This is a genomic window from candidate division WOR-3 bacterium (assembly GCA_039803545.1).
Lineage (GTDB): Bacteria > Hydrothermota > Hydrothermia > UBA1063 > UBA1063 > UBA1063.
The window spans coordinates 143,191-155,745 of sequence record JBDRYS010000001.1 but is presented as its reverse complement, the minus strand read 5'-3'; the positions used below and the strand labels follow the sequence as shown (position 1 = coordinate 155,745).

Genomic DNA, 12,555 nt, shown 5'->3' with positions numbered 1-12,555 from the left:
GTGAAAGATGAAGGTCGCGATTTGCGACAAAATGGAAAAAAGTGCCATTGAAGAACTGAAGAAACTTGGCGTCGAAGTTGCCGATTTAAGTTCCCTTCCTAAGGAAGAACTCCCTGCTCATCTCGGTTACGCCGACATCGTAATCGTCAGAAGTGCCACCAAGGTAAAGGGTCCAGTCCTTGAAGCCCTGAAAAACTGCAAGCTGATTCTGAGGGGCGGTGTCGGTCTCGATAACATAGATGTGGAAGGTGCAAAGGCGAAGGGAATCAAAGTTGATAATACTCCGGAAGCAGCTTCTGCGTCTGTGGCGGAGCTTGCCCTCGGATTAATGTTCGCCCTCGCAAGACACATTGTCCGTGGAACCGTAGGAATCAAAAACGGCCTCTGGGAAAAGAAGGAACTTGAAGGTTGGGAACTGGGAGGCAAGACCCTTGGAATTTTGGGCTATGGGAGAATAGGACAAGAACTGGCTAAAAGGGCAAAAGCCCTCGGTATGAATGTTATCGCCTACAGAAGACATGAATTTCAAGATGAATATGCAAAAAGGGTTACCCTTGACGAACTTTATGCCCAATCTGATTTCATCTCCATACACCTTCCTCTGACTCCAGAGACCAAATACTTTGTCAATAAGGAATCCTTTGACAAAATGAAAGACGGCGTATTCATTATAAACGTTGCAAGAGGCGGGGTCGTGGACGAAAAAGCCCTATTAGAGGCTCTAAAATCCGGGAAAGTTAGAGGTGCTGCCCTTGATGTCTTTGAAGTCGAACCACCAGAAAACCCTCTTCAAAATGAGTTGATCCAGCATCCGAATGTAATTTGTACACCTCATATTGGAGCCAGCACTTTTGAAGGACAGGCCCGCGTAGGTATGGCTCTTGTTCAGAAAGTAAAGGATTTTCTCGAAGGGAAACTATAGAAAACAGGTGATATACACACCCAGGGATGGCGCCCCTTCGGGGCGCCTTTTTTATTTAAAAATAGACCTCACTCGAAATTAAACACAACAAAAACACTCACACTGATCTTCATTGTCCCCTGTTCAATAGGAACTTCATTTAAAGATTTTGCAAAGGCCTCGGCTCTGTATAAAGGAACAGAGGGTATACTCGACTGGATATTTATGGTTTTAATACCCTTTATATTATATCCGCTTCCTGCAAGAGCTCTCTCTGCTTTGACTCTTGCATCTTTCATTGCAAGTTCAATTGCGGTAAGTTGCAACGAATCCTTCCCTGAATAATCAAATAAAATCCCACCAATCCTGTTGACCCCCGCCTTAACAGCCGCCGCAAGGACCTTTCCTGCGTCCTTCACTGGAGAACTCACTACAAGATCTTCGCTGGCCCTGAAACCCTTTAGAACCTGTTTTTTGTTCTGAAATTCATAAATAGGTTCAAGCTGCAAATTGGCAGTCCTCATCTTTTCTTTTTTAATTCCCAACTGAGCAAGGGTTCTTAGGATAGAACTCATTTTATCCGAAAGCCCACTCATCGCCCTGGCGGGATCCGGATCTTCAACAAAAACACCCAGAGAAATTGTACAAATATCGGGGATTACTTCAACTTCTGCTACGCCATTGACAGTGATGGTACGGGTTGTGTCCTGAGACTGTGCAAACACAGCTCCAAAAAACATCAAAAGAACAAAAACACCTAAAAAATTCTTCATTTTTACCTCCTTACAATAAGTATAACGCCTCAAACCAGCATCAACAAAACTTAAACTTCACCGTTGCAAACTTTGAATTTTAATTCCTGCTCATTATAATTTTAAAGGGAGGTAAATATGAGAAGGTTTTTGCTTATATTCCTTTCTTTGGGGCTGATGCTTTCAGGTTGTGCCAGGAAACAAGCACGCCCTGCAAACAAATTATTGATCTGGGAAAGCTATAATGACGAAGAACATGCGGTTTTCACCCAGATCGTTGAAAAATTCAAAGCCCAGAATCCCGGCATCGAAATAGAAATTCAAAGGATTCCCTTCGATGGAATGGAGCAAAAAGTCCTTACAGCACTTGCTTCGAAATCTACACCAGACATTGCCAGGGTTGACTACGCCTTTGTGGCAAAGCTTGCAGACAAAAACGCCATACTGCCCATCGAAGAGGAGGAAATTGCCGACATTAAAGATAAACTCGTAAAAGCGGCACTTTACTCCAACTTCTACAAGGGAAAATTCTACGGAGTCCCCGACCAGACCACATGTATTGCACTTTTCTATAACAAAAAGATCTTCAAGGCAAAAGGTATCAAAAACCCACCCAAAACCTGGGATGAGTTTGTGGAGATTGGCAAGAAAATAACCGATGGAAAAAATTATGCCTTTGGAATGCACAATTCCCTCTGGTGGACTTTCCCCTTCTTCTTCTCCTTTGGTGCTAAATTTATGAGTGATGATGGAAAAACCTGTCTTCTCGACTCACCGGAAGGAATTAAAGCCTTCACCTTTAAAGTGGACCTTTACAGAAAATATAAGATTGAAGGTGGTGCTTGGCAGGCAGGGGCTATAAATCCCGACGCCGGCTTTAGAAACGGAAAATACGCGATGATTTTCAACGGACCATGGTCCATCAAATCCTTGCAAGAGACGGGAATTGACTTTGGAGTAGCACTTATACCGGAAGGTCCAGCAGGAACCGCTACTACCGTAGGTGGGACAAACCTTGTTATATTCCACAAGGAAACTAAGCCACTGGCTCTTAAGTTTATCAAATTTCTACTTTCCCCCGAAATTCAAGCCTTCTGGGCAAACGAACTTGGGCAAATTCCCTTAAGGTATGATGCAATGCCTATGGTAGACACTATAAAGCATCCATACTTAAAGGTATTCATCGAACAGATGAAGTACGCAACACCTCGTCCTCCTCTTCCCAATTACACTGACATTGAACTCACCTTCAACGCAGAGATGGAAGCAGCCCTCTCTGGTCAGAAATCACCGGAAGATGCATTAAAAGATGCTACAAAGAGGGTCAATGAAAAAATTCTCAAGGAGGAATTGTAATGGTTAATTTCCTTTTAACCCTTCTCCTTTTCTCCCAAACTTACAGAACCATTCAGATTGATGGAAACCTTTCGGACTGGACGCAGGAAGAACTGGTAATACCCGATTCGCCAACGGATTGTGCGGTAACCGGTAACGAAATTTTCGGCATCTACTTAACCTGGGATGCAAATTACCTTTACATTGGAGCAAGTTATAAGTTGCAGAACAAAGCCCTTCTCGTGGTATTGGACCGCGGAACGGGAAAGGGCGTACACGATATCAACAACCTCGACTGGTATCCAAGAAACTTTCAATTCTTTGGCATGAATGCGGATATCCTCATAGCATTGTGGAACGCGGACCTTGGAACAGGCGGTGTTCGAGAGATTACCGGCGAAGTGGTTAACAATACGATAAAAACAAGGCCTTTTCCTGGTGTTATGATTCAGAACCGCGCGACCCCAGGAGATTCAGGCGGGATTGAAGTAGCAATACCCTTCAACCAGCTTTACCCGGAGGGTTTCCCTAAGGGCGCGACGATAAAGGCAGTTGCCCTTATTGCAGGCTCAGACCACGAGGGTGGGATAGAATCTGCACCTGATAATCCCTGGATAAGGCCGTACCAGGCCTCCTCGGTTAGAAAAATAACCCGAATTTTATTGGACGCCAACAATGACAGTATGCCTGATGAAGGTGTTTATCCGAAAGATGTGGCTGAGACAGTTTATACCGAGGAAAAAACACTAAAATTAACAAAATTTGCTTTGTCCCAGAGAGCCGCAAGGATTGGAGAGACCATTAACATTACGGTATCTGTAACAGACTACTCAAACCTGGACATCGCCATCTATGATGAAAAAGGCTCGCTTAAAAAACGCTTTGCCAGTTTTAATGCAAACCCCGATGAGGAATACACCTTTACCTGGGACTTAAAAGACCTCACCGGTAATTTTGTAAATCAGGGCACCTACATCATAGTTGTAAAAGCTGGTGAGAGTGTAAGGGAGAAAAAGGCAGTACTTGTTTACAGATAAAGCTATCATCGGCTTAGACCTTGCCTGGAAAAAAGGTAACAGTTCTTATGGAGTGATAGTCAATGATGGTTTATTTGTGGAAAAAGTCTTTTCCTTTACTGAACTCAGCGAACTGGAAGAACTCATAGAGGAAATCCCATCGGGTATTAAATTGATTTTCGTGGACGCACCCCTTAATTTCGAAAAGGAACAAAAGGTAAGGGCCTGTGACAGGGAATTTCTGAAAAAGGGACTCCCTATCCTGCCTTTTAATGAAAAAATAATGGAAAAGTTTTACTCCTCCTTTCTCGGGTTAGAATTGCGAAGATTTCTTGAAAGTAAGGGTTTCACATATTGCGGATCCTTTAGCGAAAACAGTTTTTACGAAGTTTATGCCTTTGGAAATGCTATGCTCGTCTTTGGAGTAAAGAAGAAAACGGATTTTCTCAAAAACTGGAAAAAACTCCTTTTTGATTTTGGCTTTACAGGACTATCAAAACTCAAAAATTCACACTTTATAGACGCCATTCTCTCCACGCTCCCCTATTTTGTAATAAAGTGGAATTTTGACGTGTTCTCCCTTTATAAAGAAAAGGGATATTGCATATTTGTACCCTTACAGTAAAATGTTCGAAGATTGGGGCGGAAAGAGATACAACAACTTTAACTACCACCTGAAGAAAACCTTTGGTGAGAAAGTCTATCGAGTTTCCATAGACGCGGGATTTACCTGCCCCAACAGAGATGGAACCCTTGGAAGGGGTGGGTGCATCTTCTGCGATGCGGCGGGTTCCAGGGCAGGCTATGTCATACCAGAACTTACTGTAAAAGAACAAATGCTAAGAGGAATCGAACTTATGAGAAAGAATACCGGTGCGAAAAAGTTTATAGCCTACTTCCAGGCCTTTTCCAACACTTACGCCCCTGTCGAAAAACTTGAGAAAATATACAAGGAAGCATTGCAATTTCCTGAAGTAGTTGGAATTTCAATTTCTACGAGGCCTGACCTTGTCCCCGATGAGGTTCTTGATCTCCTCGAAGATATTGGAAAAACTACTTATCTCTGGTTGGAACTGGGAGTTCAAACGCTGAACGAAAGGGTTTTGAAAAGGCTCAACAGAAAACATACCGTTGAACAGACTATTGATGCCATAAAAAGAGCCTTAAAAAGACCGCACATCAGGCTCCTCACCCATCTAATCCTTGGACTGCCCGGAGAAACGGAAGACGATATGTTGAATACCGCGATCGGCATCTCAAAATTGGGAGTCCACGGCGTCAAATTGCATCACCTCTATGTCATAAAAGATACGGTACTTGAAAAGCTTTACGAGAAAGGTATCGTAAAAGTTTACGAAAAGCCTGAAGAGTATGCCGAAGTTGCAGTAAAGTTCCTCGAACATCTAAACCCCGAGATAATTGTTCACCGCTTACAGGGATTTGCAAGAGAAAATTTAGTAGCCCCCTTATGGACTGCTAACAAATTCGCAGGAATCCAGGCGATAGAAAATCTACTCGAAAAAAGGAACACTTACCAAGGGAAATTATACAAAAGTTAAATGGAGCTGAGGGGATTCGAACCCCCGACCTCCAGAGTGCGATTCTGGCGCTCTCCCATCTGAGCTACAGCCCCTTCGTTATCGATAAATTATAAAATCTCCTTTGCGTTCTAACAAAGTGAAATAGCAAGAATCGAAACAATTTAATTGTTGCCCAAACCCTCTCGTCTTGAATAAAGCCCGTCTTTTCCTTATACTTCTACCAATGAAATTTTTTATTTCCTGTGGGGAACTTTCAGGGGATATTCATGCTGCCGGTTTAGTTAGAGAATTGAAAAAATTGATGCCTGATGCCCGTTTTACCGGCATAGGAGGAGAAAATCTCAGAAACGAGGGTGTGGAGGTATTTTTAGACATTAAGGAGATGGGGGTCATCGGATTAATAGAGGCAATAAAAAGCCTTCCCAAAACTTTGAAGCATTTAAAGCTCGCGGAAGAAAAGGCAAGGGAAAGTGACTGTTGCATCTTTGTGGACTATCCCGGATTCAACTTACAGCTTGGGAAGAGGACCCATCGCATGGGAAAGAAAAACATCTATTACATCCTTCCCCAGATCTGGGCATGGGGTGAAAGCCGTGTAAAAACCTTAAGAGAAAATTTTGACCTTCTTATTTCCATTATACCCTTCGAAGAGGAGTATTTTAAAAAACACGGCGTTACAGTTCATTACGTTGGCAGTCCGGTCCTTGATAAAGTGCTTCAAGAAGCAGAACACCTTCCAAAGATTGAAATCCCCGAAAATAAAAAAGTAATAGGTATTTTACCTGGTTCGAGAAGGTCCGAAGTAGACAGGCTACTTCCTCATATAAGGTCTATCATCGAGATAATGAATAAAAAACGCAATGACCTACTTTTCGTTCTTTCCAGAAAAATTCCATACACTTTCGATGGTCCAGCGAATGTCCTCCTTTACGACGGTCACCCTTACAGTTTAATGAAAACTGCCGATGTTTTACTGGTGGCATCAGGGACTGCTACCTTAGAGACTGCGATTTTTGAAAAGCCAATGGTAGTCTTTTATAAAACTTCCGTAGGCACTTACCTCGCCGGTAAATTTGTGGCGAAAGTTAAGCACTTAAGCCTTGTTAACCTTATCGCAGGTAAAGAAGTTGTACCCGAGTTTGTTCAAAAAATTGATAATCATGAAATTGCCGATAGGCTTTTAGCCTATTTGGATAACCCCGAATTTTATAGGGAGACCGTTTTAAAACTGAGAGAAGTAAAAAATAAATTGAAACCAAACGCAGCCTCAAAGGCTGCGAAAATTATTTTCGAGGAGGTTGTTAAGGATGGACATGCTGGAACTTATAAGAAGCCTTCCTCAACAAATTGAAGAGGCCCTGCAGTATGAACTGCCCGAAGTTAAGATTCCATCGAGAATTTTCCTTTGCGGTATGGGAGGGTCTGCAATTGCAGGCGATATTGCAAAGACCATTGCGAAGAACCCTAAGACTCCGATAGAAGTGGTAAGGGACTACTCTCTCCCTGCCTACGCCTCATCTTCCGACCTACTTATCGCCTCCAGCTATTCAGGGGATACCGAAGAAACTATTTCCGCCTTTGAAGACGGTAAAAGCAAAGGGCTAATTCTTTTAGCTATTTCCAGCGGGGGAAAATTAGAAAACCTCGCTAAAAAATACGGAGTGCCCCACATCAAAATACCACAGGGTTACCCTCCAAGAACAGCCCTTGGATACCTCCTGACTCCAATTGTGAAGCTTTTCAAAAACCTCGGAATAATAGACGAAAAAACCTTTGAAGATTTCCGCAAGTTGCCTGAATTTCTAAAAAACCTTCAAAGCGAATTTGAAAAAGAAGAATCCTTAGCCATCGAGCTCGCTTCCAAATATTACAAAAGAATACTGGTAATCTATACTTCCACTCTCCTCTATCCCGTGGCCCTTAGATGGAAAGCACAGATCAATGAGAACTCAAAGGCCTTCTGCCACACTATGGAGTTCCCTGAAATGAACCACAACGAAATCAACGGAATTAAGAACCCAGTTGGAAGGTGTGAAGACCTTTGGGTTACCTTCTTAGTAGACGAGGAAGATCATCCTCGAATTAAACTCAGATTTGAAATAACAAAAGAGCTAATAGAAAACAGCATCCAGGGGTACTCAATTGTGAACTCCAATGGGAATTCCTGGGTCCACAGGATTTTCTACCTTATCTATCTGGGAGACTATGTAAGCCTTTACCTGGCGAAGTTTTATAAAGAGGACCCCATTGCAATCCCCAGAATCTCAGAGCTCAAAAGGAGGCTCTCCCAATGAAAGTCCTTATCCCCGTTGGTGGGAGGGGAACAAGATTAAAACCCCACACCCTCACCACTCCAAAGCCACTAATAACCGTTGCAGGGAAGGCCATCCTCTTTCATATAATTGACAGAATATTGCCTTACAATCCAGAAGAAATGGTCCTGGTCATACCACCCGATGGTGAAAATATCTACAGGGCAGTAAAAAACGAATATGCAAATCTAAAAGTCAACTACACCGTTCAGGAGCAACCCTTAGGGCTGGGGCATGCAATTTATGTTGGATTAGAAAGAGCCCTTAATTCTGAACTTCTCATAGTACTCGGCGATACGATTATCGATGTAACACTAAAACCTGAAGACTTCAAGGAGGATTTCATAGGGGTAAAAGAGGTCGAAAATCCTTCAAGGTTTGGAGTAGCAGTGGTGGATCAAGATGGCTATATAGTTCAAGTTGTAGAAAAACCTTCTTATTTTATCTCCAACCTTGCTATCTCGGGGATTTATTATTTCAAAAATCCCTTAATGCTTAAAGAGTCATTGGAATACGTCATCAAAAATGACATTAAAACCAAAGGAGAATATCAACTGACCGACGCAATTCAACATATGCTCACAAAGGGTTTCAGACCTAAGGCTATCCACATCGAAGAATGGTACGACTGCGGAACGGTTGAAGCCCTCCTTGCAACAAACAAGTTTTTACTCTTAAAACACTCCAACAAAAAGACCTTTCCAAACACCTTAATAATCCCACCTTGTTATATCGAAGCCGAAGCAGAAATTGCCAATAGTCTTATCGGCCCCTATGTATCCATTGGTAAGGGCGCAAAAATCTTTAACTCCATCATCCAGAACTCCATTATCAATGAATTTGCGGAGGTCGAGAACGTAATAATTACTTCTTCCATTATTGGAAAAGAATCTTACCTCAAAGGTTCCGCAAAAATAGTGAATCTTGGAGATTCCTCAGAGATGGTGGAGGGTTAATGCTCCACCATCTCCTTTAATACCTCCACCGCCTTTAGCAACTGATTATCCAAAGAACTATTGTCCTGGCTAATCTCATTTTCTACATATATATCCGGTTCAACAGGTGTATTTTCTAAACTGACTCCGTCTGGTTCATAAAACCATCCCTCATTAGGCTGCCTGAAGACCGTCTTCCCATCAAAGAGAGTGTAATCATTAGTACCAATCACTCCTCCAAAAGTTGGAACTCCAACGAGCTTTCCAAGTCCCAATTTTTTGAAGCCTGCAGGGAAAATCTCAGCATCAGAAAAACAAAATTCATTGATAAGAAGAACTATCGGTTTATCCCAACGGAATAGGCTATTGTATTCTGGCATGCCGTCTCTTTCACGCTCCACAAGGTAGTGAGTACGCCTCAAAAAGTTTAATAGCTCGTCATGAATATGACCACCACCGTTGTACCTTATATCTAAGACCAAAGCGACCTTATCCCGATTCTCATAAATGTCTTTTTCGAATTCCCGGTAATTTTCATCGCCCATTCCTCTGATGTGAAGGTAGGCAAACTTACCTTCTGAAAGGCTATCCACTATCTCTCTGTTTCGATCAACCCACTCTTTGTAAATCAGGTTCCTAACAACCCAGTAGGACACAGGCTTAACAAATAATGTATCCCGCTTATTCCCTTTGCTTCGCAACAATTCGACAGCAACTTTCTTTCCCATCTTATCCTTTAAGTAGAAGGTAAACTGCTTATCCTTTTCTACCTTTTGGCCATCCACCGAAAGAATTACATCACCCACCTTTATCCCTTCCACTTCAGCAGGCGATTTTCTAATTACCTTAGCGACTTTCACACCTGGACCCTTGTAAGAATTATCCAGAACGATTCCAAGGTCACCGAAATTTTCACCCTCATCTTTCATCTCCTGCCAAACCCCGAGGTGGGAAGCGTTAAGCTCTCCCAGCATCCTGTATGCCACATTATTAAACTCGGTATAAGTCTTTATAAAACCGAGGTACTTTGAGTATTTCGTAAACATCAAACCCCAATCCACACCATGCATCTTTTCATCATAGAAGCCATCCTTTAGAATCCACCAGCCTTCAAGGAGCAAATTATAGTAGAGATCCCGATAGCTTATGGAAACATCACCCTTCAAATTGAGCTCCCTGTAATCGCCTTTCTTCAAGTCACAGAGATAAAGCCTTCCCCTTTCAGAAAGAAAGGCAAGCCACTCACCGTCAGATGAAAATTCAATTTTAATGGGCTTTAAATTACCCTTTGTAATTTGTTTAGGGCTCTTACCTTCGTGATCTACAATCCACAAATCATTACCGTTTAAATCTTCGGCCTGGACTGCGATGTAAAGACCATTAGGCGAAATAGTGTAGTAATTGTAGTAGGCTCTAAACCTGTAAACGGTGACTGTCCTGTCCCTCATGCCGTCAAATTGTATAATAAGGGTATCCTTGAGGGAATCACTCTCTTTTACATTTTTTAAGAACTCATCCCTATTTCTGTAGTCCTTTTCATTGAGAAAAACATATTTTGCCCACCAGTCCCCTTCATAGTTCCTCGAAGCGAAGAAAAGCCTTTTGCCATCTTTAGTCCATATAGGTTTATAGTCATCATTGGGATGATTTGTAACATTGATAGGAGTCGCGCCCTCCTTTGCTCTCACTACATAGACATCCTCTCGAGGCCCAAGCTCAGTTCTGCTATAGGCCAGCCAGCGAGAATCGGGAGACCATGAAACCCAGAGCACATCGTTGTGGTTGCCAACTCTAAATTCTTTCCCACTTTTTAAGTCCTTAACAAAGAGCTTTCCTCTATCCCTCTTAAAGGCAATCTTCGTACCATCAGGGGATATAAGGGGTTCCTTTTCCGTCCCATCGCCCTTTATCACACATTCTTCCAAAAAGGAGTAGTCCTTGGTAAATTTAGATTCATGCGCAGGACGAACTCTGTATATATCATAATTGCCATTTCTTAAGGAGCTGAAGTATAAACTTTTCCCGTCCGGAGCCCAAGTTATATTCTTTTCTGGTGCAGGGGTGTTAGTTACTCTGACAACTTTACCGTAATCGATGGAATTGGTGTCGATGCATGTTACAAAGACATCCCCAAGGGCAATGAACGCAATCTCCTTTCCATCAGGGGAAATTGAGAAATCTGTAATGTTATCAGAAATACCCATGGTAAGGAGGCTTTGGGGGTCAAAATCTTCAACGACTCTGATATCCGGCTTTGCAAGTTCGCCCTTTTCACAATCATACAAGTACAAACGCCCCATAGATTCAAGAACTATTTTGCTACCGTCCGCGGAAATGGAGGCCCAGTTGACTTCCTCGTCAAAATTGGTTAACTGTCTAACCTTTCCACCTGTTAGATCCATTTCAAAAAGGTTGGTAATCCCGTTGGGAGACCTGTTGGATAAGAAGTAAATTTTGCCCATTTTTTGAGAGTACATAGGTCTTGTGTCTCTCAAATCGTTATCTGTGAGCTTATTAAACTTTTTAGAGACCGAATCGTAGATCCAGATTTCCCTATCTGCAGGTCCTCTATATCCCTTCCTGTACCAGGGTTCACTTCCCCTTTCTATCAAAAATTTTGAGTTATCTAATTGAACTAAGCTATTTACATCAAAATCGAAGACCTTTTCTGGATTACCTCCCTCAATGGAAATTCTGTAAACACCGCCCCTGAAATCATACATCGAGCTCGAGAAGAAAATGTACTTCGAATCGTCACTAAAGATGAGTATCCTTTCATAGGCAGGATGATATGTCAGTCTTCTGGGAGGAGCACTCCCATCCGAGGGTACAAGATAGATCTCGCTGTTCCCGCTCTCATCACTGAGATAACAGATCCACTTGCCATCCTTTGACCAAATGGGATTTTCCTCATACCCCTCTGAAGTTGTTATTCTTATCGCAAGCCCACCTGAAGAATTTGTAACCCACAAGTCACCGTGGTAGGAAAAGGCTATATAGTTACCATCGGGGGAGAGGGATGGGGTTAACGCCCAATCCGCTGGTTGCCCTGAAAAAATTAAGGTTACAAATAAAAGGATAAGTCTTTCCATGGAAAAATTATATAGTTAGGAAAACGAACTATTGATTGAGGTAAACGATTTTAGGTTTAAAAGCCTTCGCTTCAGCGGGCTCTAAGATTGCAAAGGCAACCACAATTAAAAGGTCACCAACCTCACCTCTTCTTGCCGTTGCCCCGTTGAGGACACATTCCTTAGAACCCCTTTTACCTGGTATTACATAGGTAGAGAACCTTTCCCCATTGTTGATATTATAGACCTCCACCCTCTCGTTGGGGACAAGGCCTGCCTCTTCCATCAAATCTTCGTCAATGGTTATGCTCCCCTCATAATGTAGATTTTTGTCCGTCACTTTAATCCGGTGAATTTTCGATTTAAGAACAGTCAGGAACATAGAATAATTTTATAACTGACTGCGTGAATGTTCAAAGAATCGGCATATAAAAATATTATCTTCCGGTCTCGCCCAAGTTTCATTTTCTCCACCGAGAATAATCGTTTTATATAATACACCTTGCAGCAAAGTGAAGGTTCAAAATCGAAGTTAAAATTACGGCAGAGTCAACTCTCAAAGATTGAGCATAAACTGGCCAAGTTTAATCATCGGTGAAAACCTACAAAAGCTATGGCTTGCATAGATTTTCTAAATTCCTTCAATTGAATTTGGAGTATCTAATAAAATTTTGCGGGGCTCCGAAGGAGCC

General features: G+C 42.3%; 11 protein-coding genes and 1 tRNA gene. 8 read left to right on the top strand and 4 right to left on the bottom strand.

Going from position 1 to position 12,555, the window contains the following annotated elements; genetic code table 11:
* Window positions 1–7: 7 nt before the first annotated feature.
* A complete protein-coding gene (locus tag ABIM45_00745; protein ID MEO0238442.1) occupies window positions 8–922 on the top strand; it encodes a D-2-hydroxyacid dehydrogenase in 915 nt (304 codons plus the stop codon).
* Between the two features lie 68 nt (window positions 923–990).
* On the opposite strand, the gene ABIM45_00740 is transcribed toward ABIM45_00745, so the two are convergent.
* Window positions 991–1,674: an SIMPL domain-containing protein gene (locus ABIM45_00740; GenBank protein ID MEO0238441.1), complete on the bottom strand. Its 684-nt coding sequence runs from the start codon at window positions 1,672–1,674 to the stop codon at window positions 991–993.
* A gap of 117 nt (window positions 1,675–1,791) precedes the next feature.
* Between ABIM45_00740 and ABIM45_00735 the strand changes: the two genes are divergently transcribed.
* The 4 genes from ABIM45_00735 to ABIM45_00720 are packed head-to-tail and all read left to right on the top strand — an operon-like array spanning window position 1,792 to window position 5,563.
* On the top strand, window positions 1,792–3,009 hold the full coding sequence (locus tag ABIM45_00735; GenBank protein MEO0238440.1) for an extracellular solute-binding protein: 1,218 nt from the start codon (window positions 1,792–1,794) through the stop codon (window positions 3,007–3,009).
* The gene (locus ABIM45_00730) at window positions 3,009–4,025 is read left to right on the top strand and encodes a hypothetical protein (protein MEO0238439.1); all 1,017 of its coding nucleotides are present in this window, start codon (window positions 3,009–3,011) and stop codon (window positions 4,023–4,025) included. Before ABIM45_00735 ends, ABIM45_00730 begins: the two co-directional genes overlap by 1 nt.
* The gene (locus tag ABIM45_00725; GenBank protein MEO0238438.1) at window positions 4,012–4,629 is read left to right on the top strand and encodes a hypothetical protein; all 618 of its coding nucleotides are present in this window, start codon (window positions 4,012–4,014) and stop codon (window positions 4,627–4,629) included. The genes ABIM45_00730 and ABIM45_00725 overlap by 14 nt, the downstream gene beginning before the upstream one ends.
* A gap of 1 nt (window position 4,630) precedes the next feature.
* Window positions 4,631–5,563, top strand: a complete 933-nt coding sequence (locus ABIM45_00720; protein ID MEO0238437.1) for a TIGR01212 family radical SAM protein — start codon at window positions 4,631–4,633, stop codon at window positions 5,561–5,563.
* A gap of 1 nt (window position 5,564) precedes the next feature.
* Here the strand turns inward: ABIM45_00720 and ABIM45_00715 are convergent.
* Window positions 5,565–5,637, bottom strand: a tRNA-Ala gene (locus ABIM45_00715).
* A gap of 131 nt (window positions 5,638–5,768) precedes the next feature.
* Between ABIM45_00715 and lpxB the strand changes: the two genes are divergently transcribed.
* Genes lpxB through ABIM45_00700 form a run of 3 tightly spaced genes read left to right on the top strand, consistent with a single transcriptional unit; the run spans window position 5,769 to window position 8,813 of the window.
* Window positions 5,769–6,896 (top strand): lipid-A-disaccharide synthase, encoded by a 1,128-nt coding sequence (gene lpxB, locus ABIM45_00710; protein MEO0238436.1) that lies wholly within the window; start codon window positions 5,769–5,771, stop codon window positions 6,894–6,896.
* Complete coding sequence (locus ABIM45_00705) at window positions 6,853–7,839, top strand: bifunctional phosphoglucose/phosphomannose isomerase (protein MEO0238435.1); 987 nt, start codon at window positions 6,853–6,855, stop codon at window positions 7,837–7,839. Before lpxB ends, ABIM45_00705 begins: the two co-directional genes overlap by 44 nt.
* Window positions 7,836–8,813: a sugar phosphate nucleotidyltransferase gene (locus tag ABIM45_00700; protein ID MEO0238434.1), complete on the top strand. Its 978-nt coding sequence runs from the start codon at window positions 7,836–7,838 to the stop codon at window positions 8,811–8,813. The genes ABIM45_00705 and ABIM45_00700 overlap by 4 nt, the downstream gene beginning before the upstream one ends.
* On the opposite strand, the gene ABIM45_00695 is transcribed toward ABIM45_00700, so the two are convergent.
* Window positions 8,810–11,884, bottom strand: coding sequence for a S41 family peptidase (locus ABIM45_00695; GenBank protein ID MEO0238433.1), 3,075 nt, complete (start codon window positions 11,882–11,884; stop codon window positions 8,810–8,812). The two genes, ABIM45_00700 and ABIM45_00695, sit on opposite strands and share 4 nt — an antisense overlap.
* Window positions 11,885–11,912: 28 nt before the next feature.
* On the bottom strand, window positions 11,913–12,245 hold the full coding sequence (panD, locus tag ABIM45_00690; protein ID MEO0238432.1) for an aspartate 1-decarboxylase: 333 nt from the start codon (window positions 12,243–12,245) through the stop codon (window positions 11,913–11,915).
* Window positions 12,246–12,555: the final 310 nt, after the last annotated feature.